Source organism: Streptomyces sp. NPDC048337 (genome assembly GCF_043201175.1).
In the GTDB taxonomy this organism is placed as follows: domain Bacteria; phylum Actinomycetota; class Actinomycetes; order Streptomycetales; family Streptomycetaceae; genus Streptomyces.
Window position 1 is genome coordinate 255,797 of record NZ_JBICYR010000006.1, and the last position, 21,723, is coordinate 277,519.

Genomic DNA, 21,723 nt, shown 5'->3' on the forward strand with positions numbered 1-21,723 from the left:
AGGCCGCGTGCAAGACCCTTGCGTGGCGGGGCTTCAGGTCATAAGACTGCAGGGAGAACTAGAACGCGTACTAGTTCGGGGCGGGGCGCCGGGACGGCCCGCCGCGCTGGCGCAGTGCAGGAGAGGACGAGCTCATGGCCGCGGAACCCGTCATCGTCGAAGCCGTACGCACCCCCATCGGCAAGCGCGGGGGCGCGCTCGCCAACCTCCATCCCGCCTACCTCCTCGGCGAGACCTACCGCGAGCTCCTCGCCCGTACCGGAATCCAGCCCGACTGCGTCGAACAGATCGTCGGCGGCACCGTCACCCACGCCGGCGAGCAGTCGATGAACCCGGCCCGCAACGCCTGGCTCGCCATGGGCCTCCCGTACGAGACCGCCGCGACCACCGTGGACTGCCAGTGCGGCAGCTCCCAGCAGGCCAACCACATGGTGGCCAACATGATCTCCGGCGGGGTCATGGACATCGGCATCGCCTGCGGGGTCGAGGCCATGAGCCGCGTCCCGCTCGGCTCCGGATCCAAGCACGGCCCGGGCAAGCCCTTCCCGGACGAGTGGAACGTCGACCTCCCCAACCAGTTCGAGGCCGCCGAGCGGATCGCCCGCCACCGCGGCCTGACCCGCGAGGACGTCGACGGGCTGGGCGTGCTCTCCCAGGAGCGGGCCGCGGCCGCCTGGGCCGAGGAGCGCTTCAAGCGCGAGACCTTCGCCGTCCAGGTGCCGACGACGGAGGAGGAGCAGGCCGCGGGGCAGGGCATGTGGCGCCTGGTCGACCGCGACGAGGGCCTGCGCGACACGAACATGGAGGCGCTGGCCCGGCTCAAGCCGGTCATGCCGACCGCCGTCCACACCGCCGGGAACTCCTCGCAGATATCCGACGGGGCCGCCGCCGTGATGTGGGCCTCCCGCAAGATGGCCCGCGCCCTCAAGCTGAGGCCGCGCGCCCGGATCGTCGCCCAGACCCTCGTCGGCGCCGACCCGCACTACCACCTGGACGGGCCGATCGACGCGACGCGGGCCGTCCTCGGCAAGGCCGGCATGTCCCTCAAGGACATCGACCTCGTCGAGATCAACGAGGCCTTCGCCTCCGTCGTCCTCAGCTGGGCCCAGGTCTTCGACCAGGACCTGGAGAAGGTCAACGTCAACGGCGGCGCCATCGCGCTCGGCCACCCCGTCGGCGCCACCGGCGCCCGGCTGATCACCACCGCGCTCCACGAGCTGGAGCGGCGCGACAAGGAATTCGCGCTGATCACCATGTGCGCGGGCGGCGCGCTGGCGACCGGCACGATCATCCAGCGCCTGTAGGCGCTGCACACAGACCCGTGGGATGGGATGCAGAAGGCCCCGGCGGCCGGACCTGGGGAGGCCGGCCACCGGGGCCTTCGTATGTCTGCTGCTGCCGCGGCGGCTTAGTACCAGTGGTTGGCGGACCAGAAGTTCCAGGCGCCGACCGGGCTGCCGTAGCGGGAGTTCATGTAGTCCAGGCCCCACTTGATCTGGGTGGCCGGGTTGGTCTTCCAGTCCGCGCCCGCGGAGGCCATCTTCGACGCCGGCAGGGCCTGGGCCAGGCCGTACGCGCCGGAGGACGGGTTGGTCGCGGTGTAGTCCCAGCCGCTCTCATGCGAGATGATCTTGTCGAACGCAGCGAACTGGGCCGGGTCCTTGATCATCTGCTGGGCGATCGCCTTGGCGCTCATCGGGGCGGCCTGCGCGGGAACCGCGGCAAGCATGGAACCGGCGACGCCCAGGGCGAGGACGGTACCCGCGAGGGTCTTCTTGGAGGCGGCGATGCAGCGGATGACGGCGTTGGACACGGATTGACCTTCCGAAGGGGACAGGGGCGGTCGCACCGCATGCCGGAGCATGCGTGAGCCACTCACGCGGAGGAGAGGGGTTCGTCCGCGGCGGGTGAAGCACCCGGGCCGCTCGGCGACTCATCCAGTTCTACAGACGCCCGGACCCCCTGGCAACGACCCCCTCTTACTAGTGGTCCTCGCAGCCGGGGCGGAACGACCCCCTCCGGCGCCGATCGGCGTCCGCCCAGGTGAGAGGCCGTACGAAGGGGCGCATATGGGACGTTTAAGGACTGCTATCCCGGTTCGTATGTGACCTGGGTCCTGTGGGGCGGGTCACCGCCACGAGGCCCGGATCTCACGCTCCGCGACCATCCATACCCCTTTCAGGGGCCGGGTCGGAGCCGATCGCGACCCCCGAATCGAAGGAGACGGGCGCGTCGAAGGCAGCTTTCCGTGTCGCCCGCCGCAGCGCCTTCAGCAGCGTGCCGCCCAGCGCCAGCGTCAGTACGACCGTCAGCACCGCCCGGCCCAGGTCCCAGCCCACCGAGGTCGCCAGGCAGTACGCGACGAAGCGCGCGAGGTTCGCCGGTACGGGGTCCCCGGGGTGGAAGGAGATCCCCTGGCCCATGCCCTGCAGGAGCACCCAGCCCTGGAGGTTCATGACCGTGCCGTACGCGAACGAGCCCGCGAAGCCGTAAGCCGCCAGCATCAGCAGCTCCGCCCGGCCCCTGATCCTCCCCGGCCCGGGCAGCAGCCCCGCCCCCAGCGAGAACCAGCCCATCGCCAGCATCTGGAACGGCATCCACGGCCCGACCCCGCCCGTCAGCGGGGCGGACGCGAACATCGTCACCGAGCCGAGCACGAACCCGAAGCCGGGCCCGAGGACGCGGCCGCTGAGCACCATCAGGAAGAACATCGGCTCCAGGCCGGCCGTGCCCGCGCCCAGCGGTCTCAGCGCCGCGCCCACGGCGGCGAGCACCCCGAGCATCGCCACCGCCTTCGCGTCCATGCCGGTGTCGGCGATGGTCGCGACGACGACGGCGACGAGGAGCGGGAGCAGCGCCGCGAAGAGCCAGGGGGCGTCCTGGGAGTGGGCGAGGCCCGACTGCCGGTCGGCGAGGAGCGGCCAGCCGAAGGCAGCGATGCCGATGAGGGTGACGAGGACCAGGGCGGCGGCGGCGCGGGGGCCGATCCGGACGGGGCGGGCGGGGCGGACCGGGCGGGCGGGGTGGCCGGCTTCGGCGGGTCGGCTCATGACAGGGCCTCGGCGACCTGGGCCACGGTGATCCAGTGGCCCGGCGCGAGGACCTTCGCCACCTGGGGCGCGAAGGCGGGCGAGGAGACCACCACCTCGGCGGTCGGGCCGTCCGCGACGACCTCCCCGCCGGCCAGGATCACCACGCGGTGGGCCAGCTCGGCGGCGAGCTCCACGTCGTGGGTGGCCAGGACGATGGCGTGGCCGTCCGCCGCCAGGGCCCGCAGGATCTCCACCAGACGGGCCTTGGCGGCGTAGTCCAGCCCTCGGGTCGGCTCGTCGAGGAGGAGCAGGGCGGGCCGGCCGGTCAGGACCAGCGCCAGCGCCAGCGCCAGGCGCTGCCCCTCCGACAGGTCACGGGGGTGGGTGTCGTCGGGGACGTCCGGGAGCAGGGCGGAGACGAGGTCCCGGCAGGTACCGGGGGCCGCGCCGGCGTCGGAGTCGGCGGCGGCGCACTCGGCGGCGACCGTGTCGGCGTAGAGGAGGTCGCGGGGCTCCTGCGGGACGAGCCCGACGCGGCGCACCATCTCCTGGGGCGGGGTGCGGTGGGGGGTGGCGCCGCCGACGGTCACCGTGCCGGTGGCGGGGGGCACTGTGCCGACGAGGGCGGCCAGGAGGGTGGACTTGCCGGCGCCGTTGCGGCCCATGAGGGCGACGGTCTCGCCGGGCGCCACCGCGAGGTCGATCCCGCGCAGCACCTCTGCGCGGCCGCGTCGCACGCCGAGGTTCCGGGCCACGGCCGGTCCCGTGCCGGGAGCCGTGCCCGGAGCGGGGGCGGGGCTCGGGTTGCTCCGGCGGAGCAGGCGCGCGAGCAGCCCGGGAGCTGCGCTGCTGGGGCTCCGCCCCAGACCCCGCGCCTCAAACGCCGGCGGGGCCGGATTTTGGCCGGCGTCAGCCTGCACCTTTGCGCCCTCCGGCGCCCCGGCGGTGGCGGCCAGACGGTCGCGCAGCGGCGCGGCCAGGCGGCGGGCGTCGCGGACCGACAGGGGGAGCGGGGACCAGCCCGCGAGGCGGCCCAGGGACACCACCGGCGGGTGGACCGGCGAGACCGCCATGATCTCGGAAGGGGGGCCGAGGACGGGGGCCGCGCCCGGGGAGGGCAGGAGCAGCACCCGGTCCGCGTACTGCACCACCCGCTCCAGCCGGTGCTCCGCCATCAGGACCGTCGTGCCCAGGTCGTGCACCAGCCGCTGCACCACGGCCAGCACCTCCTCCGCCGCCCCCGGGTCCAGCGCCGAGGTGGGTTCGTCCAGGACCAGGACCCGGGGGTGCGGGGTCAGGACCGAGCCGATCGCGACCCGCTGCTGCTGACCGCCGGAGAGGGTGGCGATGGGGCGGTCGCGCAGTTCGTTCAGGCCGAGGAGGTCCAGGGTCTCCTCCACCCGGCGCCGCATCACCGCGGGCGGCAGGCCCAGCGACTCCATCCCGTACGCCAGCTCGTCCTCCACCACGTCCGTCACGAAGTGCGCGAGCGGATCCTGCCCGACCGTCCCCACCACGTCCGCCAGCTCCCGCGGCTTGTGCGTACGGGTGTCACGGCCCGCGACCGTCACCCGCCCCCGCAGCGTGCCCCCGGTGAAGTGGGGGACCAGCCCGGAGACGGCCCCCAGCAGGGTGGACTTGCCGACCCCCGACGGGCCGACGAGCAGCGTCAGCTCGCCCTCCGGGATCACCAGGTCGAGGTCCTGGAGCGAGGGGGCGGCCGCACCCTCGTACGTGACGGAGACCTGCTCGAAGCGGATCACGGGGACGCCTCCTTGGGCGGTACGGGTGCCACGAAGGCGGGCAGCAGGCCGATCAGGATCGCGGCGGACGGCCACAGCGGCAGCGCGGGCGCCACCAGCGGGACCACCCCCGGCCGCAGGCCCTCGGGGTCGACGGCGCCCGCGTACATGAGGAGGGCGGCGACGGCGGCACCCGACCCGGCGACCAGCCAGGCGCGCACGCCCCACCGGTCGGGCCGGTACCGGGTCCGCACCGACCGGCGCCCGCCGAGCCGCAGCCCGGCCAGGGCCAGGACCAGGCCGATGCCGAGCACGGGGAGCCCGTACGCGGCGCCCTCCGCGGCGAGCAGCCCGTACGTGCCCGCGCACATGCCGAGCAGGCCGCCGAGGGTGAGGGCGTTGGTGGTGTGCCGGACGGCGGGCGGGACCTGCGCCGTGCGCCCGTACCCGCGCGCGTCCATCGACGCGGCCGTCGCGACCGAACGCTCCAGCGCCCCCTCCAGCACCGGCAGGCCGATCTGGAGGATGGCCTTCATCCCGCCGGTGGGGCGGCCGCGCAGCCGGCGCGCGGTCCGCAGCCGGACGACGTCAGCGACCATGTTCGGCGCGAAGGTCATGGCCACGACCACGGCGACCCCCGCCTCGTACAGGGCGGCCGGGAGGGACTTCAGCAGCCGCGCCGGGTTGGCCAGCGCGTTCGCGGCGCCCACGCAGACGAGGAGGGCGGCCAGCTTCGCGCCGTCGTAGCAGGCGAAGACGAGCTGCTCGGCGGTGACCTTGCCGCCGAAGCGGATGCCCTGCGCCCAGGCGGGGAGCGGGACCTCCGGGAGGGTGAAGAGGGTGTGCGTGCCGGGAATGGGGGAGCCGAGCAGCATGGAGAAGAGGAGGCGCAGGCCGATGACGAAGAGGCCGAGCTTGAGGAAGGCCCCGTAGGAACGCGCCCAGGGGGCGGAGGTGCGGCGGGCCGCGACCACGTATCCGCCGACGCCGACGATCAGGCCGAGGAGGAGCGGGTTGGTGGTGCGGGAGGCGGCGGTGGCGAGGCCGAGGGCCCAGAGCCACCAGGCCCCCGCGTGCAGGGCCGTCGCGCGGCGGGCCTCGGGAGCCTTCCATTTCTTGTACGTCGGCCCCTGCGAGGGGTCCCCCGCCGCGGGCAGGCTCCGCCGGGGCGGGGTCGCGTCGCCGGGTGCGGCTCCGGTGGGGGTGCGCCCGGCCTGCGGCCGGGCGGGATACCCACCCGCACCACCCGTGCGGGTCGTGTTCCGGGTGCGGGTGGCCCCGGTGGGTGCCTGAGCGCCGCCGGCGTCCGCGCCGCCGTGGCCCTGCCCGGCGGGCGGCTTCGGGCCGGGGCCGCCGGGCGGCGGGGTGGTGGGGTGCGTCATCGGGAGCGGCGGCGGCGGGACTGCCAGATGGCGGCCGCGGCCAGGGCGGACACCGCCGCGAGGCCCGCGAGCAGGCCCGCCGACGGGCCGCCGTCGCCGCCCGCCGGGGCCTCGGCCCGCGGGGCCGGGCTGCCCGTCGGGGCGTCGGCCAACGGCTCGCCGCAGCCCTGCTTCGGGTAGTCCGAGATCGCGCACAGCAGGGCCGCGCTGTTGTAGCGCAGCGGCTTCGCGACCGCCGCCAGGGCCTCGGCCGCCGTGGCCTCCGGGGCCACCTGCGCGCAGGCCGTGCGCGGCTCCGCCTGCGGAGGGGCGTCGCCCGCCGGGGCGTCCGCCGGGACGCCGAAGTCGACGACGACCGCCACCCGCTTGCGGCCCTCCACCGGCGCGGTGGCCCCGCACACGGCCCCGAAGTCGGCCGCGGCCCGCGGCTGCGCCGCCTGGTCCCCGGCGTCCTTGCTCACGGCGAAGCGGAACCCCTGCACGGAGCCGTCCGCGGGACGGGCCATCGACGGGCCCGTGGTGGCGTACGCCCACCTGCCGCCGGCGCCGTCCCAGAACGACCAGTATCGGTAGCTCGACGCCAGCGCCGGACCGGCGGCCAGCAGGGTCAGGACGATGCCGAAGGCGAGGGCCAGGACGGGGACGCGGCGCATCAGAGCTGGTTCTTCTTACGGCGGCCGCTCAGCAGGATGCCGATGCCCACACCGGCCGCGGCGCCCGCGCCGATCATCCACCAGACGTTCTGGTTGCCGGAGCCCTCGCCCTTCTCGCTCTTCACCTCGGTCGCGCCCGTGTCCGCGCCCTGCGGGGCGGGGCCGGTCGCGTTCAGCTGCGCGACCAGGTCGGCGCCGCCGAAGGCCTTCGGGTCGGCGCCGGTCGCGTGCGCGGCCAGGATCAGCGTGCCCAGGGCCGCCGGGCTGCCCTTCGCCCACTCCGCGGAGTTGCCCTTGAGCCACTCCAGCGCGCCCGCCGCCGACTGCTTGTGCCCGGCCGCGGCCAGCGCGATCACCGCGTCGGCGGTGTTGCCGGTGTCCGGGGTCGGCAGGACCTGACCCGGGGTCACGGCCACCAGGTGGCCGTCCTTCTTGAGCGCCTCGGCCAGGTAGCCGGCCGCGCCCTGGGCGGCGGTCTCCGGGCTGCCGGCGGCGCCCGCCGGGCAGGCCAGTGCGGCCGCGGGGGTGTCCGTACCGGAGGGGACGACGGCCGAGCCCTTGCCGAGGCCGGCCAGCACGGCGGCGGCCGTCGCGTCGCCGTTGGCGATCAGCTTCCCGTCGACCGGCTGGTACGCGAAGGCGCCCCGGTCGGAGGCCGGTTCGGCGGTGCAGCCCAGCTGGAAGGGGAGCAGGCCCTCGTACGCCGACTTGCCCGCCTTCGACTTGACGTCGGCCGGCTTCTCGCCGGCCACCGCGAGCGCGCTGATCACCAGGGCCGTGGAGTTGGCCTCGCTGGGGGAGCCGGGGACGAAGGCCCAGCCGCCGTCCTCGTTCTGGACGTACTTCAGCCAGTCCACGCCCTTCTTGACGGCCGCGTCCTTGCCGCCGAGGGCCACCAGCGCCTGCACGGCCGCGGCGGTGGCGTTCGTGTCGAACATCGTCGTCGCCGCGCACTCCGTGCCCGCGTCCGCGCGGAAGGAGGCGAAGCCGCCGTTCGCGCACTGCTGGCCGACCAGCCAGTCGACGGCCTGCTGCGCGGGCTTGACGCCGACCGTGTGCTGGGCGAGCAGCGCGAAGGACTGCCGCCACACGCCGTCGTACGTCGGGTCGCCCTTGCCGTAGAGGCCGGAAGGGATCACGGGCGGCGCGGAGGGAGAGGCGGGCGGGGCGGTGTCGGCGAGGGCCGCGGGGGCCGCTCCCACGCAGAGCACGGCGGAGGCGGCGAGCGCGGCGGCGCTGCGGCGGACGTTCACGGTGAGGGGGCCTCTCCTGCTGGGGAGCGGGAGGCAGGCACGCACAGGCACCGGGCTCCGGCTCCGTTTACCTCGACGGTGCCGGCCGCCGGGGGCCCCGACGGCGCGAGCCGCGCACTGACGGTACGGGGCATTCCGGCTCCCCGCCCGCGCGGCGCCGGGGTGGCGCCGGGGGTGGGTCACGGTTGCGGGTCAGCGCCGGAATCGCACCGGCTTCCCCCCGTACGTAAGTGTGGACGACGCGCTCACTCTACCGGCCCGTAGCCCGCGCGGCCGGGGGCGCCGGGCCGGAGCGCCCCTTACCGGCGGGGCCGGGTGGCGGGCCTCACAGCGCCCGGTACGCCACCGGGTCGCTGCCCGGGACGGCCTCCGCGCGGCCCTGCTTCACCAGCCGCCGCAGGTGGGCCTCGGCCTCCGAGACGGCGATGTTGCGGGAGCCGTACGGGATCTGCCCCCAGGGCCGGTTCCATTCCATCCGCTCCGCCAGCCCCCACGGGGTGAGCGGCTCGGCCAGCAGGGCCCACAGTCCGGTCAGCCGCTCCTCGTGGTGGTGCAGGAGCTCCCGTACGCGGGCGGGCGCGTCGGTGAAGGCGTGCTGGTGGGCGGGGAGCACCTCGGCGGGCCGCAGGCGGCCGATGCGTTCGAGGGAGTCGAGGTAGTCGCCCAGGGGGTCGGTGACGCGGGTGTCCTCCGGATCCTCGTAGAGGCCGATGTGGGGGGAGATCCCGGGGAGCAGGTGGTCGCCGGAGAAGAGGCGGCCGTTGCCGGGGAGGTGCGCCGGGTGCTCCTCCTCCAGGTGCAGGCAGACGTGGCCGGGGGTGTGCCCGGGGGTCCAGATCGCGCGCAGCCGGCGCCCGGCGAGGGGCAGCAGCTCGGCGGGGACGATCTCCCGGTCGGGAAGGGCGGCCCGCAGCCCGGGCAGGGTCCGCATGCGTCCGCTCGCGCGGGCGGCGCGCAGCGGGGCGATGTGCTCATCGGGGGCTCCGGCGGCGGCGAGCTTCTCGCTCATGTAGTCGAACCAGCGGCCGGGCTCGGAGGTGCGGGTCCGTACGACGACCTCGGTGTCGGCGGCGTGCATGGCGATCCACGCGCCGGACGCCTCGCGGACCTGGCCGGACAGGCCGTGGTGGTCGGGGTGGTGGTGGGTGATGACGACGCCGTGGACGTCGGCGACGGCGATGCCGAGCGCGGCGAGGCCGGCGACGAGGGTGTCCCACGAGGCGGGGTCGTCCCAGCCGGTGTCGACGAGGACGGGGCCCCGGTCGGTGTCGAGGACGTGGACGAGCGTGTGCCCGAGCGGGTTGTCGGGGATGGGGACCTTGATCGCCCACACCCCGCCGCCGTGGTCGGTCACGTGTGAGGTGTCCGGTGAGGTCTCCTGTGGCGTGTCCTCTGGCATGAGGTCCCCCTGTCTCACTCTCGGAACGAGAACTTGTTTCACTTGAACTGGTAGCCCAAGTCGACCATCTTCAGCGGCTCCTGACTAGTCGTTGGATCTTCCGGGCTGTTCCGTCCTGGCCGTGGACTCCTCCAACTAGAACTGGTATCAGTTCTGCAACGCCAAGCCGCAGGAGGCATCAGCCATGACCGAGCTCGTGGAACACGGACAACTGTTCATCGGCGGGGAATGGGCGGATCCGCAGGGCACCGACACGATCCAGGTCGTCTCCCCCCACACCGAGCAGGTCATCGGCTCCGTCCCGCACGCCTCCAAGGCGGACGTCGACCGGGCAGTCGAGGCCGCGCGCAAGGCCTTCGACGAGGGCCCCTGGCCCCGGATGTCCCTCGACGAGCGGATCGCCGTCGTCACCCGCATCAAGGACGCCATAGCCGTCCGGCACGAGGAGATCGCCCGCTCGATCAGCTCCCAGAACGGATCCCCGTACTCCTGGAGCGTCCTCGCCCAGGCGCTCGGCCCGATGATGGTCTACGACGCCGCGATCACCGTCGCCCGCGCCTACCCCTACGAGGAGTACCGTCAGGGCGTGCTCGGCCCGATCCTGGTGCGCCGCGAGCCGGTGGGCGTCGTCGCGGCCGTCATCCCGTGGAACGTCCCGCAGTTCGTGGCGGCGGCCAAGCTGGCCCCGGCGCTGCTCAGCGGCTCCGCGGTCATCCTCAAGCCGTCCCCCGAGTCCCCGCTGGACTCCTTCATCCTCGCCGACATCGCGCGCGAGGCCGGGGTGCCGGAGGGCGTGCTGTCGATCCTGCCCGCCGACCGCGAGGTCAGCGAGTACCTCGTCGGCCACCCGGGCGTCGACAAGGTCGCCTTCACCGGCTCGGTGGCGGCCGGCAAGCGCGTGATGGAGGTCGCCGCCCGCAACCTCACCCGGGTCACCCTCGAACTCGGCGGCAAGTCCGCCGCCGTGATCCTCCCGGACGCCGACCTGGAGACCACGATCGCCGGGATCGTCCCGGCCGCCTGGATGAACAACGGCCAGGCGTGCGTGGCCCAGACCCGCGTCCTCGCCCCGCGCGGCCGCTACGACGAGATCGCCGACGCCCTCGCGGCGGCGGCCGGCTCCCTCGTCGTCGGCGACCCCCTCGACCCGGCGACCCAGCTCGGCCCGCTCGTGGCCCGGCGCCAGCAGCGGCGCTCCCTCGACTACATCCGCATCGGCCAGGAGGAGGGCGCGAAGGTGCTGGCGGGCGGCGGCCGCCCGGCGGGCCTGGACCGGGGCTGGTACGTGGAGCCCACCCTCTTCGGCGACGTGCACAACTCCATGCGGATTGCGCGCGAGGAGATCTTCGGCCCGGTCGTCTGCCTGATCCCGTACGGGGACGAGGAGGAGGCGGCCAGGATCGCGAACGACTCCGACTTCGGCCTGAGCGGCAGCGTCTGGACCGGCGACGTGGACCACGGCATCGACTTCGCCCGCCGGATCCGGACGGGCACCTTCAATGTGAACACCTTCAGCCTGGACATGCTGGGCCCGTTCGGCGGCTACAAGAACAGCGGCGTGGGACGGGAGTTCGGCCCCGAGGGCCTGTCCGAGTACCTGGAGCACAAGATGATCCACCTGCCGGCCGGCTACGAGGCGGGTGCCTGATGGGAGACCGCTGGCAGGTCGAGGTGGACCGGGGCGTCTGCATCGGCTCGGGCATGTGCGTGAACCACGCCCCGGACGGCTTCACCCTCGACTCGGCGCGCCAGTCCCACCCGCGCACCCCGGAAACGGACGCGAACGAGCCGGTCCTGACGGCGGCGGAGGGCTGCCCGGTCGAAGCCATCATGATCACCCTGGCGGCAACGGGCGAACCGGTCTTCCCGCCGGAGGAGTAGGCGGTGGCGGCCCCGGGGCTCGCGCTCCGGGGCCGGACCGGGGCCCGTTCGGGCCCCGATTGACATTCCCTGTGGGCGGCCGTTGACTGAAAAGAGCGATACGAAGGCAATTGCGCAGAAGGCACAGAAGGGTCGCGGCCATGCACTGCTGCCGCCGTCCGAAGCTGGTTGCCCGGCCGCTCCTCGCGGCATTCGCCCTTTCGCAAGTCCTCGCGGTCGGCGGACTGGTCGCCCAGCCCGCGGCGGCGGCCGCTCCGAGCGCAGCCGGCGAGGGCTGGGCGCTGGGCGCCACACGCCAGCCACCTCCACCTCCACCCCCGCCGACACCGCCGCCGGCCGAGCAGCCGCCGCCGGCCGACCAGCCCCCGCCGGCCGACCAGCCCCCGCAAGTCCCGCCGCAGGTCCCGCAGGTCCCGCAGGTCCCGCAGACCCCTCAGGTCGAGCCGGATGAAGGGCGTGCCGAGGCCGAGGCCAACTGCTCCGCCAGGGCTCCCGGGACGGCGGCGGAGGACCGGCAGCGGTTCATGGCCGCCTGCATGCAGGAGTACGGCTACCCCTGGACCCCTCCCCAGGTCGAGCAGCCGCCGCAGGTCCCGCAGGTCCCGCAGACTCCTCAGGTCGACCCGAATGAAGGCAGGCGTGGCGAGGCCGAGGCCAACTGTTCCGCCAGGGCTCCCGGGGCGTCGACGCCGGAGGACCGGCAGCGGTTCATGGCCGCCTGCATGCAGGAGTACGGGTACCCCTGGACCCCTCCCCAGGTAGTCCCGAGTCCGACCGAGCAGCCCCAGCCGGTCGAGCCGAACCCGCCGGTCGACCAGCCCCCGGGAGTCCAGCCGCCGGCCCAGCCGAACCCTCAGGTCGACCCGAACGAAGGCAGGCGCGCCGAGGTCGAGGCCCAGTGCTCCGCCAGGGTTCCCGGGACGGCGACGCCGGAGGAGCGGCAGCGGATCATCTCCGTCTGCATGCAGGAAGCCGGGTACCCCTGACCCACCGGCCGGTTCAGGACTTTTCCGGGGAGGTCAGGGTGATCAGGCGGCAGACCGTCTCGATGTCGATCTTGACCTGGGCGATCGAGGCGCGGCCCGAGAGCCAGGTGATCAGGGCCGAGTGCCAGGTGTGTTCGATGACCCGGACTGCTGACAGCTGTTCCGCCGTCGGCGGGGACTCCAGGCCCATGGCGTCCAGGATGATCGCCGTCGTCAGGCGGGAGACCGTGTCCACCTCCGGGCTCACGCTGCGGTCCGCGAACGTCAGGGCGCGGACCATCGCGTCCGCCAGGTGCGGTTCGCGCTGGAGGGCGCGGAAGGCCCGCATCAGGGTCTCCGCGACCCGCGCCGCCGGGTCGTCGCCGGCCGGAGGGCGTTTGCGGAGCGTGGTGTGCATGTGCTGGAGCTGGTCCTGCATGGTCGCCACCAGCAGGTGCACCTTGGACGGGAAGTACCGGTAGAGGGTGCCGAGGGCCACGCTGGAGGACTCCGCGACCTCCCGCATCTGGACCGCGTCGAAGCCGCCCCGGCTGGCCAGCTGGGCGCTGGCGTGCAGGATCCGGCGGCGCCGGGCCTCCTGGCGTTCCGTCAGGGGAGGGGACGCCGGTGTGGTGACCGTGCTGACGGCTTTCGCTTCCGCTGTCATGTGTCCCGTTCCGTGTCGTTGCGCGAGCTGTTCCGGGCTGGTCCGGGGCTCAGCATCGCAGGCGCCGCAGCCGTGGCGCGAATCACCTGCTCCGCCTCTTACGGTGTGGTTTCCGGCCGGTAGATTCAATGGTCTTCGACGGATCAAGTCTGAAACTTGTTCTACATTATCCGAGCGGTTACGCTCCGGCGAAAGTGCAGGGAGATGGGGGCCGAGAGTGACCGCTGAGGCCATGGTGAAGAGCCCTTTCGCGGGTTCCGCCACCGACGGCGACCGCCCGCTGCGTATCGCACTCCTCACCTATAAGGGGAACCCGTTCTGCGGCGGTCAGGGCGTCTACGTCCGCCACCTCTCGCGCGAGCTCGTACGCCTCGGGCACTCCGTCGAGGTCATCGGCGCACAGCCCTACCCGGTCCTCGACACCGGCGCCACGCTCACCGAACTGCCGAGCCTGGACCTGTACCGCAGCCCCGACCCCTTCCGTACGCCCAAGCGCGACGAGTACCGGGACTGGATCGACGCCCTCGAGGTCGCCACCATGTGGACCGGCGGATTCCCCGAGCCGCTGACCTTCTCGCTCCGCGCCCGCCGGCATCTCGCCGCCCGCGCCGGTGAGTTCGACGTCATCCACGACAACCAGACCCTCGGGTACGGGCTCCTCGCCGACCTCGGCGCGCCGCTGGTGACCACCATCCACCACCCCATCACCGTCGACCGCCAACTCGACCTCGACGCCGCGAAGGACCGCAAGAAGCGGGCCTCCGTGCGGCGCTGGTACGGCTTCACGCGCATGCAGGGCCGGGTCGCCCGCCGGCTGCCCTCCGTCCTCACCGTCTCCGGCTCCTCCAAGCAGGAGATCGCCGAGCACCTGGGCGTCCAGCCCGGCCGCATCCACGTCGTCCACATCGGCGCCGACACCGACCTGTGGTCGCCCGACGCCTCCGTCGCCGAGGTCCCGGGCCGCATCGTCACCACCTCCAGCGCCGACGTCCCGCTCAAGGGGCTCGTGCACCTCGTCGAGGCCCTCGCCAAGCTGCGCACCGAACAGCCGGACGCCCACCTCGTCGTCGTCGGCAAGCGCGCCGAGGAGGGGCCGGTCGCCCGCGCCATCGCCTCGTACGGGCTCCAGGACGCGGTCCGCTTCGTCAAGGGCATCACCGACGCCGAACTCGTCGACCTCGTGCGCAGCGCGCAGGTCGCCTGCGTCCCCTCCCTCTACGAAGGCTTCTCGCTGCCCGCCGCCGAGGCCATGGCCACCGCCACCCCGCTCGTCGCCACCACCGGCGGAGCGATCCCCGAGGTCTCCGGACCCGACGGCGAGACCTGCCTCGCGGTGCCCCCGGGCGACGCGGGCGCACTGGCCGCGGCCCTGGGCCGGATGCTGGGCGACCCGGAGCTGCGGGCCCGCCTCGGCGCCGCGGGCCGCGAACGGGTCCTGGCCCGCTTCACCTGGGCCAAGGCCGCCGAGGCCACCGCCGCGCACTACCGCGCCGCCATCGCGCAGGCCGCCGCCGCCCGCCGCGCGCGGTGACCTCCCCTTACCAACGCCAGCTCATGTGCAACCCCGAACACCCCCGCGACCGCGAAGGCAGGACCCCGTGCTGACCGTCGATTTCTCCCGGTTCCCGCTCGCCGCAGGCGACCGCGTGCTCGATCTGGGCTGCGGCGCAGGCCGGCACGCCTTCGAGTGCTACCGGCGGGGCGCCCAGGTGGTCGCCCTCGACCGCAACGGCGAGGAGATCCGCGAGGTCGCCAAGTGGTTCGCCGCCATGAAGGAGGCCGGTGAGGCCCCGGCCGGCGCCACCGCCACCGCCATGGAGGGCGACGCGCTGGCCCTGCCCTTCCCCGACGACTCCTTCGACGTCGTCATCATCTCCGAGGTGATGGAGCACATCCCCGACGACAAGGGCGTCCTCGCCGAGATGGTGCGCGTGCTCAAGCCCGGCGGGCGCATCGCCATCACCGTCCCGCGCTACGGCCCCGAGAAGATCTGCTGGGCGCTCTCCGACGCCTACCACGAGGTCGAGGGAGGCCACATCCGCATCTACAAGGCGGACGAGCTGCTCGGCAAGATGGAGGCCGCCGGCCTCAAGCCGTACGGGACGCACCACGCGCACGGACTGCACTCCCCGTACTGGTGGCTCAAGTGCGCCTTCGGCGTCGACAACGACAAGGCGCTGCCCGTGAAGGCGTACCACAAGCTCCTGGTCTGGGACATCATGAAGAAGCCGCTGGTCACGCGGCTCGCCGAGCAGGCCCTCAACCCGGTCATCGGCAAGAGCTTCGTGGCGTACGCGACCAAGCCCCACCTTCCCGTGGACGCCGCGCAGTGAGCTCGCCGGGGCGCACCGCACCCGAACACCTCGTCCTGAACGGGGTGCTGACCGCCGAGCAGGCCGCCGAGACGGTCGCCGGGATCCTGGCCGCGCAGCGGGCCGACGGGGCCATACCGTGGTTCCGCGGCCACCACCTGGATCCGTGGGACCACACCGAGGCCGCGATGGCGCTGGACGCGGCCGGGGAGCACGCGGCCGCCGAGAAGGCCTACGAGTGGCTCGCGGCCCACCAGAACCAGGACGGCTCCTGGTACGCGGCCTACGCCGACCGGGCCGACGGGGTGGACACCACCGAACCGCAGGACGCGGGGCGGGAGTCCAACTTCGTCGCGTACGTCGCGGTCGGGGTCTGGCACCACTACCTGGCGACCGGCGACGACACCTTCCTGGACCGCATGTGGCCGGTGGTGTACTCGGCGATCGAGTTCGTGCTCGGGCTGCAGCAGCCGGGCGGGGAGATCGGCTGGAAGCGGGAGGCCGACGGCTCGGCCGTCACCGACGCGCTGCTGACCGGCTCCTCCTCGATCCACCAGGCGCTGCGGTGCGCGCTGGCCATCGCCGAGCACCGGGAGGAGCCGCAGCCGGACTGGGAGCTGGCGGCCGGGGCGCTGCGGCACGCGATACGGCGGCACCCGGAGCGGTTCCTGGACAAGTCCCGGTACTCGATGGACTGGTACTACCCGGTCCTGGGCGGGGCGCTGGCCGGGGCCGAGGCGAAGGCGCGCATCGAGGAGCGGTGGGACGAGTTCGTGGTCCCGGACCTGGGGGTGCGGTGCGTGCTGCCGAACCCGTGGGTGACGGGCGGGGAGTCCTGCGAGCTGGCGCTCGCGCTGTGGGCGATGGGGGAGTCGGACCGGGCGCTGGAGATCCTGCGGTCGATCACGCATCTGCGGGCCGAGAACGGCATGTACTGGACGGGGTACGTGTTCCAGGACGAGGCGGTGTGGCCCGTGGAGCAGACGACGTGGACGGCGGGGTCGCTGCTGCTCGCCGTCGCCGTGCTCGGCGGGGACGAGGCGACCGCGGCCGTGTTCGGCGGGGGCTCGCTGCCGGCCGGCCTGGAGCCGGACTGCTGCCCCTAGCCGTGCGGCGCGGGGCTGGATTTGGCGCCGCCTGAATGGGCGGGTGCGGGCACGAGATCGGGGCTCCGCCCCGGACCCCGCGCCTCAAACGCCGGCGGGGCTGGAGATGTCCCCGCCGGTTGGCGTCCGGCAGACCGCACGATCCACAGGGCGATCACGAGGGCGAACACGTCCGCCACGAGGGCGACGAGCCGGCCCGCCAGACCGCCCGGCCGGGCGTGTACGCGGGTGTGCGTGCGCATACGGCGCGTCTTACCGCCCGGGCGCGCCGCAAACCCGAACGGGCCGCCCCGAGTGGTGGAGCCCGGCGGCCGGGGTGAGGCTGCGGGGGACACCTCAGTCCCCGGAGGCAATCGTGGCCGTATCCCCCACCGTCCGAATCCGTCGCGCCCTCACGGCGCTGGTCCTGTCCACCGCGCTGGTCGCCGGTGCCACCGCGTGCGGGAGTAACAGCGCGGGGCGGCAGGAAGAGGTGTCGTCGGCCGCCGTCGCGGATCTGGCGGCCCTCGCGGCCGCCGAGCCGGCCGCCGACGAGGCCGATGAGCTGGCCGCCGCCGAGCCGTCGCCCAGCACCTCCGCCGAGCGGCAGAAGTTCGCCAAGACGCGCTTCGTCGCCAACGCCGGGCTCGCGGCCGGGGCCACGTACCAGTGGATCATCAAGCCGTACCGCGCCGGTACGTTCAAGAAGGGCGCGAAGGGCCGTACGTTCGCGCTCATCAAGGCCGGTCTCGCCGGTGCCTTCGCCTACAACCGGCTGAAGGCGGCCGCCGACAACGCCAAGGGCGACCCGCTCCTGTCGAAGGCGATGGGCCCGCTGACGGCGGGCATCGAGTCCCTCAAGGGGCTCGGCAGCAAGCTCCGCAAGGGCGAGGCGGGTGACGCCGACATCAGCTCCTTCCAGAACGTCATCGACGGCGTCAAGACCGCCGGCAAGAGCGCGGGCGCCGAGGTGACGGACAAGGTCCCGAGCGTGTCGCAGCTCGGCGGATAGCGCCGACAGGCACGCACGCCCACGCCGCCGGGGCCCCACCCGAAGGGGCCCCGGCGGCGTGGCGAGCCGCAGGTCACAGCACTACCGGCCGCCGCCGTCGTCCCCCGGGGTGATGAGGGTGGACGCGGTGGACTTGTCGTTGTTCTTGTTCGGGTCCTTGTCGTCGCCGTACACCGTGGCGGTGTTCTCCACGGTGGTGGGCTCCGAGACGTAGGCCGCGGTGCCGGTCACTTCGATCTCGACCTTGTCGCCCTTCTCCAGCGGACCGCCCGTGCAGGAGAGGAGGCCGTAGTTGATCTCGCACCCGTCGGTGGGCGTGGTGGGCGACAGGAGCTCGGCGGGGAGGTAGTCGGTCAGGGACCAGCCGGAGGAGTCACCGGTGCCCTTCCCCTTGTCCTTCCCCTTGTCCTTGTCCTTCTTCCCGTGGCCCTTCCCGTGGCCCTTGCCCTTGTCCTTCTCCTTCTCCTTCTCCTTCTCCTTCTTGCTCACGTTCTTCACCGTGATGCGGTACGTGAGCTCGCTGCCCGCCGTGACTTCCCTGGGGGCCCGCTTGTGCACCGAGAGGTCGGCCTTGGAGTCGAGGAAGCAGGAGGTGGCGTCGAGGTTCACCAGCGTTTGCTCAGGGACCTGCTCCTGCGTCGACAGGATGGTGAACTCGGGGTCGGCGGAGGTCGCGTTCTTCACGTGCACCCGGAAGAGCTCTCCGTTGACGTTGCGGAAGAACCCGAGATCGCCGTTGCCGTATACGAAGGCGCCGCCGAAGTCCGAATCACTCGGAAGGACACCGGGGAAGAGGTCCAGGGTCGGATTGGCGATGTCGATGCGCGCGATGGCGCCGTCGCGGGTCGCGCCCCACAGGAATCCGTCACGGAACGCGATGTCGAAGATGTTGAGTTCCGTGTTGGCCAGGCCAGGGACTTCGAAGGAACCCTTGACCGACTTGGACTTGACGTCGACGATGTAGATCGTCTCCGTATCGTCCGCCAGGATGTAGTAGTTGCCCTTGTCGTCGAACGTTCCCGAGATGTAGAGGGCCTCCTGCAGACCGCCGGTAATGGGACCGAGGTCCTCGAAGTTCCCATTGCGGTCGAAGCGGACCAGGTTGTTTTCGTTGCTCGAGGTGACGAACGTGGTCCCGTAGAGGAAGCGGTCGCGCGGGTTCACGCCGATGGCGTTGTAGAGGAACTTCGTCGGGTTGCCCAGCGGCGTGAACTGGTACGTTCCGGGGCCTCTGTCGGCGGTGTTGAGCTGGTCGTCAACGTCACCGAACGAGGCGTAGACCTTCCCGTCGCACTCAACGCCCTTCTCCTTGTGTGGCTTCTGTGCGACGGCCGCCGCGCGGGCCGGGGCGGCCCCGGCCGGTGACGCCGGCAGGCTGGCGGCGAGTCCTGCGACGATTCCCACCGCACTCAGTGCGGAAAGCGCGCGCAGCCGCCGCTTTCCGTGGTTCGACCCGTTGGTTCCTCGACGAATCACGAACATGCACCTGTCCCTGCTCAAGGTGGATGTGACGGACAAGGATCAGCACAGGGAATGCCGGGTCGAATATCGCGGCTCGGGCTTTGGGAAGGGAGTTCGCTCCAATGAACCAGGGAAATGGCGGGGTGCTTTTCGGATCATCGGAGCCTTCGCGACCTGTTTGAATGGGTCCGGTGAACGTGATCGAGATCGTGGTGGTCGTCCTCGGCGCCGCGGGAGCCGGGTGGTTCCTGCGGCGCAAGCACCTCGCGCGGGTGGCCGCCGGGCCGGTGGCCGGGATCCCCGGCATGGCCCGCCGGCCCGCCGGTGAGGGGCGCTGGCGGGCGGGCCGGCTGTACGCGGGCCAGGGCGAGGGCGCGGCCCGCTGGGTTCCGGCGCGGGGTGAGCCCCTGCCGCTGCCCGGCGGCCGGTCCACCGACGTGCGGGCCCCCTCCGTGCGGGAGGGGATGGCCATCAACCCCGGGTCGCGGATCGTGACCTGCGCGTACGAAGGCGGCGGGAGCATCGAGATCGCCGTCATGCCGCTGGACCTGAGGGAGCTGCTGGCCGCCCTGCCGGAGGCCGGTCCGGCGGTCTGATCGGCAGGATTCGGCTCGCCGCCGTCAGAACGCGCAGCCAGGGACCACGGTCGGGGCGCAGTTGGACGGGAAGTTCTCCACCACAGGTGTCGCGGTCAGCGTGACGGTGCCGGCGGCATCGTTGGAGATGCCGCCTGCGGTCCCGACCTGGGCATAGTTGTGCGTCACCGAGCTGTTCCGCAGGTTGACGGTGTCGCCGGGTCCGTTGGCGATGCCGCCGCCCCCTCCCTGGCCCAGGGAGCGGTTGGCGAAGACGGTGGTCCGTTCGAGGGTCAGAGTGGTGACGCCCGAGGTTCTGATGCCGCCGCCGTCTGGAGAGCCGCCGGTTTGGATCGCGCTGTTCCCGCGGACCAGAGCGTCCGTGAGCGTTCCGGTGAGGTTCCGCGCGACGAGGCCACCTCCCCAGTCATGGGTCGCATTGTCGGTCAGGCGGCTGTTCGTGAAGGTCAGGCTGCCGGTGGCGGCCATCCCGCCGCCGCCGTTTCGCGACGTGTTGCCGGTGATGGTGCTGTTCGAGATCGTTGCGGTGCCTTCCGAGCCGATACCGCCCCCTTCGTCCTGGGCGAAGTTGTAGCTCACGGTGCTGTTGTTGAGGGTGAGCGTGCCGTAGTTCTGGATGCCGCCGCCCGGCCCGGTGACCCCCGCGGCGTTCCTCGTCACCTCGACGGAGTTGAGGGTGAGTGCGCTTCCTGCGCCGACGAAAATGCCGCCGCCCCCGTCGCCGCTGCTCGTCGACCGGCCGTCGCGGACCGTCAGGTTGTTCAGGGTGAGCCGCCCGTTCGGGCCTGAAACCTGGAAGATGCGGAAGTCTGTCACCGGAATGGGGAAGGACGGGGCCGGGGGTGTCTGCTGGCGCCGGATGGTGGCCCCGTTGCCGGTGATGTTGATCTGGCTCGTGACCTGCGGCAGGCCGTTGCCGGGGTTGTCGGCGGCCGTCAGCGTGTACGTACAGCCGAAGCTGAGGACGAGGACTTCGGGGCCGGGGACGTTGTTCGCCAGGGTGATGGCGTTCCTGAGGGCAGTCGCGCTGCACGGGACGAACTGCAGGGCGTGGGCCTCGGTGGTCGGCAAGGAGACCGAGGCGAGGGCCGCCGCCGTGGCAGTGAGGACTGCGAGCTTGGATTTGGACATGGCGGCAAAGGTACGTAAATGCGATGAGCGGATCGACGGGTCGGGGCGGGGCGCGCCGCGTGGTCCCCCGCGGGGAGCACGCGCGGCCCGCCAGTCGGACCGGCCCTCAATGATTGAGCTCCGCGAGGACGCGCAGGGTGTGCGGGTCCGGGGCCGTGACGAGGAGGTCGGTGACCGGGCCCTTGCGCCACAGTTCCAGGCGCTCCGCGATCCGCTCCCGCGGCCCGATCAGCGAGATCTCGTCGGCGAACGCGTCCGGGACGGCCAGGACCGCCTCCTCCTTGCGCCCGGCGAGGAACAGCTCCTGGATGCGGCGGGCCTCCTCCTCGTAGCCCATGCGGGCCATCAGGTCGGCGTGGAAGTTGCGGGCCGCGTGCCCCATGCCGCCGATGTAGAAGCCGAGCATCGCCTTGACGGGGAGGAGGCCTTCCGTGACGTCGTCGCAGACCTTGGCGCGGGCCATCGGGGCGATCATGAATCCCTCGGGGAGGTCCGCGAGGGAGGCCTGGTAGACGTCCGTGCGGGTCGGCGACCAGTAGAGGGGGAGCCAGCCGTCCGCGATCCGGGTGGTCTGGGCGATGTTCTTCGGGCCCTCCGCGCCGAGCAGGAGCGGCAGGTCGGCGCGGAGCGGGTGGGTGATGGGCCTCAGCGGTTTGCCGATGCCGGTGCCGTCGTCCCCGCGGTACGGGTGGTGGTGGAAGCGGCCCTCCAGTGTGACCGGGCCCTCCCGGCGCAGCACCTGGCGGATGACGTCGACGTACTCGCGGGTCGCGGTGAGCGGGCTCGCGGGGAACGGGCGCCCGTACCAGCCCTCCACGACCTGCGGCCCGGACAGGCCCAGGCCCAGCATCATCCGACCGCCGGAGAGGTGGTCCAGGGTGAGCGCGTGCATGGCGGTCGCGGTGGGGGTGCGGGCGGCCATCTGCGCGATGGCGGTGCCGAGGCGGATCCGCGAGGTGTGCGCGGCGATCCAGGTCAGCGGGGTGAAGGCGTCCGAGCCCCAGGCCTCGGCGGTCCACACCGAGTCGTAGCCGAGGTTCTCGGCCTCGGTGGCGAGGTCGAGGTGGTCCGGGTTGGGGCCGCGGCCCCAGTAGCCGAGTGCGAGTCCGAGGCGCATGCCGGTCCCCTCCGCGATGCCGTTTCTGACGGTGC

General features: G+C 72.9%; 20 protein-coding genes and 1 riboswitch. Of the genes, 9 read left to right on the forward strand and 11 right to left on the reverse strand.

Going from position 1 to position 21,723, the window contains the following annotated elements; translation table 11 throughout:
- Positions 1-134 precede the first annotated feature (134 nt).
- Positions 135-1,304, forward strand: coding sequence for a steroid 3-ketoacyl-CoA thiolase (locus ACGFYU_RS13125; protein WP_393827358.1), 1,170 nt, complete (start codon positions 135-137; stop codon positions 1,302-1,304).
- 104 nt (positions 1,305-1,408) lie between these two features.
- Here ACGFYU_RS13125 and ACGFYU_RS13130 read toward each other — a convergent pair whose 3' ends face one another.
- The 7 genes from ACGFYU_RS13130 to ACGFYU_RS13160 all read right to left on the reverse strand — a co-directional run bounded on the left by ACGFYU_RS13130 (position 1,409) and on the right by ACGFYU_RS13160 (position 9,461).
- On the reverse strand, positions 1,409-1,864 hold the full coding sequence (locus ACGFYU_RS13130) for a transglycosylase SLT domain-containing protein (protein ID WP_393827359.1): 456 nt from the start codon (positions 1,862-1,864) through the stop codon (positions 1,409-1,411).
- Positions 1,865-2,150: 286 nt separating this feature from the next.
- Positions 2,151-3,050 carry an ECF transporter S component gene (locus tag ACGFYU_RS13135; protein ID WP_393827360.1) on the reverse strand — a complete coding sequence of 300 codons (900 nt, stop codon included), beginning with the start codon at positions 3,048-3,050 and terminating at the stop codon, positions 2,151-2,153.
- Positions 3,047-4,795, reverse strand: a complete 1,749-nt coding sequence (locus tag ACGFYU_RS13140; RefSeq protein WP_393827361.1) for an ABC transporter ATP-binding protein — start codon at positions 4,793-4,795, stop codon at positions 3,047-3,049. Before ACGFYU_RS13140 ends, ACGFYU_RS13135 begins: the two co-directional genes overlap by 4 nt.
- Positions 4,792-5,931, reverse strand: coding sequence for an energy-coupling factor transporter transmembrane component T (locus ACGFYU_RS13145; RefSeq protein WP_393827480.1), 1,140 nt, complete (start codon positions 5,929-5,931; stop codon positions 4,792-4,794). The genes ACGFYU_RS13140 and ACGFYU_RS13145 overlap by 4 nt, the downstream gene beginning before the upstream one ends.
- A 221-nt stretch (positions 5,932-6,152) precedes the next feature.
- A complete protein-coding gene (locus ACGFYU_RS13150) occupies positions 6,153-6,809 on the reverse strand; it encodes an SCO2322 family protein (protein ID WP_393827362.1) in 657 nt (218 codons plus the stop codon).
- Positions 6,809-8,062, reverse strand: a complete 1,254-nt coding sequence (locus ACGFYU_RS13155) for a prenyltransferase/squalene oxidase repeat-containing protein (protein WP_393827363.1) — start codon at positions 8,060-8,062, stop codon at positions 6,809-6,811. The genes ACGFYU_RS13150 and ACGFYU_RS13155 overlap by 1 nt, the downstream gene beginning before the upstream one ends.
- A gap of 128 nt (positions 8,063-8,190) precedes the next feature.
- Positions 8,191-8,302: riboswitch (cobalamin riboswitch) on the reverse strand.
- 85 nt (positions 8,303-8,387) lie between these two features.
- On the reverse strand, positions 8,388-9,461 hold the full coding sequence (locus ACGFYU_RS13160; protein WP_393827364.1) for an MBL fold metallo-hydrolase: 1,074 nt from the start codon (positions 9,459-9,461) through the stop codon (positions 8,388-8,390).
- 184 nt (positions 9,462-9,645) lie between these two features.
- Between ACGFYU_RS13160 and ACGFYU_RS13165 the strand changes: the two genes are divergently transcribed.
- The 3 genes from ACGFYU_RS13165 (at position 9,646) to ACGFYU_RS13175 (ending at position 12,328) form a co-directional block, all read left to right on the forward strand.
- Positions 9,646-11,109: an aldehyde dehydrogenase gene (locus ACGFYU_RS13165; protein WP_393827365.1), complete on the forward strand. Its 1,464-nt coding sequence runs from the start codon at positions 9,646-9,648 to the stop codon at positions 11,107-11,109.
- Positions 11,109-11,342: a ferredoxin gene (locus ACGFYU_RS13170; protein WP_393827366.1), complete on the forward strand. Its 234-nt coding sequence runs from the start codon at positions 11,109-11,111 to the stop codon at positions 11,340-11,342. Before ACGFYU_RS13165 ends, ACGFYU_RS13170 begins: the two co-directional genes overlap by 1 nt.
- Positions 11,343-11,482: 140 nt before the next feature.
- Positions 11,483-12,328, forward strand: coding sequence for a hypothetical protein (locus tag ACGFYU_RS13175; RefSeq protein WP_393827367.1), 846 nt, complete (start codon positions 11,483-11,485; stop codon positions 12,326-12,328).
- Positions 12,329-12,341: 13 nt separating this feature from the next.
- On the opposite strand, the gene ACGFYU_RS13180 is transcribed toward ACGFYU_RS13175, so the two are convergent.
- Entirely contained in the window at positions 12,342-12,974 is a 633-nt protein-coding gene (locus tag ACGFYU_RS13180; protein WP_393827368.1) for a TetR family transcriptional regulator, read from the reverse strand.
- Positions 12,975-13,191: 217 nt separating this feature from the next.
- Here ACGFYU_RS13180 and ACGFYU_RS13185 point away from each other — a divergent pair, with 217 nt between their 5' ends.
- The 4 genes from ACGFYU_RS13185 to ACGFYU_RS13200 all read left to right on the forward strand — a co-directional run bounded on the left by ACGFYU_RS13185 (position 13,192) and on the right by ACGFYU_RS13200 (position 17,383).
- Positions 13,192-14,505, forward strand: coding sequence for a glycosyltransferase family 4 protein (locus ACGFYU_RS13185; protein WP_393827369.1), 1,314 nt, complete (start codon positions 13,192-13,194; stop codon positions 14,503-14,505).
- Positions 14,506-14,572: 67 nt separating this feature from the next.
- Positions 14,573-15,307: a class I SAM-dependent methyltransferase gene (locus ACGFYU_RS13190; RefSeq protein WP_393827370.1), complete on the forward strand. Its 735-nt coding sequence runs from the start codon at positions 14,573-14,575 to the stop codon at positions 15,305-15,307.
- On the forward strand, positions 15,304-16,392 hold the full coding sequence (locus ACGFYU_RS13195; protein WP_393827371.1) for a prenyltransferase: 1,089 nt from the start codon (positions 15,304-15,306) through the stop codon (positions 16,390-16,392). The genes ACGFYU_RS13190 and ACGFYU_RS13195 overlap by 4 nt, the downstream gene beginning before the upstream one ends.
- Before the next feature lie 355 nt (positions 16,393-16,747).
- On the forward strand, positions 16,748-17,383 hold the full coding sequence (locus ACGFYU_RS13200) for a hypothetical protein (RefSeq protein ID WP_393827372.1): 636 nt from the start codon (positions 16,748-16,750) through the stop codon (positions 17,381-17,383).
- An 81-nt stretch (positions 17,384-17,464) separates the two neighbouring features.
- Here ACGFYU_RS13200 and ACGFYU_RS13205 read toward each other — a convergent pair whose 3' ends face one another.
- Positions 17,465-18,787 (reverse strand): DUF6923 family protein, encoded by a 1,323-nt coding sequence (locus tag ACGFYU_RS13205; protein ID WP_393827373.1) that lies wholly within the window; start codon positions 18,785-18,787, stop codon positions 17,465-17,467.
- 248 nt (positions 18,788-19,035) lie between these two features.
- Between ACGFYU_RS13205 and ACGFYU_RS13210 the strand changes: the two genes are divergently transcribed.
- On the forward strand, positions 19,036-19,440 hold the full coding sequence (locus ACGFYU_RS13210; RefSeq protein WP_393827374.1) for a hypothetical protein: 405 nt from the start codon (positions 19,036-19,038) through the stop codon (positions 19,438-19,440).
- A 24-nt stretch (positions 19,441-19,464) separates the two neighbouring features.
- Here ACGFYU_RS13210 and ACGFYU_RS13215 read toward each other — a convergent pair whose 3' ends face one another.
- Positions 19,465-20,571, reverse strand: a complete 1,107-nt coding sequence (locus ACGFYU_RS13215; RefSeq protein ID WP_393827375.1) for a hypothetical protein — start codon at positions 20,569-20,571, stop codon at positions 19,465-19,467.
- 106 nt (positions 20,572-20,677) lie between these two features.
- Positions 20,678-21,688, reverse strand: coding sequence for an LLM class F420-dependent oxidoreductase (locus ACGFYU_RS13220; protein WP_393827376.1), 1,011 nt, complete (start codon positions 21,686-21,688; stop codon positions 20,678-20,680).
- Between the last annotated feature and the right edge of the window lie 35 nt (positions 21,689-21,723).

What these genes read in the sequence shown, in the direction of transcription:
- ACGFYU_RS13125 (WP_393827358.1), top strand. Translation starts at nt 135, where the DNA reads ATGGCCGCGGAACCCGTCATCGTCGAAGCCGTACGCACCCCCATCGGC.
- ACGFYU_RS13130 (WP_393827359.1), bottom strand. Translation starts at nt 1,864, where the DNA reads ATGCTCCGGCATGCGGTGCGACCGCCCCTGTCCCCTTCGGAAGGTCAA.
- ACGFYU_RS13135 (WP_393827360.1), bottom strand. Translation starts at nt 3,050, where the DNA reads ATGAGCCGACCCGCCGAAGCCGGCCACCCCGCCCGCCCGGTCCGCCCC.
- ACGFYU_RS13150 (WP_393827362.1), bottom strand. Translation starts at nt 6,809, where the DNA reads ATGCGCCGCGTCCCCGTCCTGGCCCTCGCCTTCGGCATCGTCCTGACC.
- ACGFYU_RS13160 (WP_393827364.1), bottom strand. Translation starts at nt 9,461, where the DNA reads ATGCCAGAGGACACGCCACAGGAGACCTCACCGGACACCTCACACGTG.
- ACGFYU_RS13165 (WP_393827365.1), top strand. Translation starts at nt 9,646, where the DNA reads ATGACCGAGCTCGTGGAACACGGACAACTGTTCATCGGCGGGGAATGG.
- ACGFYU_RS13170 (WP_393827366.1), top strand. Translation starts at nt 11,109, where the DNA reads ATGGGAGACCGCTGGCAGGTCGAGGTGGACCGGGGCGTCTGCATCGGC.
- ACGFYU_RS13175 (WP_393827367.1), top strand. Translation starts at nt 11,483, where the DNA reads ATGCACTGCTGCCGCCGTCCGAAGCTGGTTGCCCGGCCGCTCCTCGCG.
- ACGFYU_RS13180 (WP_393827368.1), bottom strand. Translation starts at nt 12,974, where the DNA reads ATGACAGCGGAAGCGAAAGCCGTCAGCACGGTCACCACACCGGCGTCC.
- ACGFYU_RS13215 (WP_393827375.1), bottom strand. Translation starts at nt 20,571, where the DNA reads ATGTCCAAATCCAAGCTCGCAGTCCTCACTGCCACGGCGGCGGCCCTC.
- ACGFYU_RS13220 (WP_393827376.1), bottom strand. Translation starts at nt 21,688, where the DNA reads ATGCGCCTCGGACTCGCACTCGGCTACTGGGGCCGCGGCCCCAACCCG.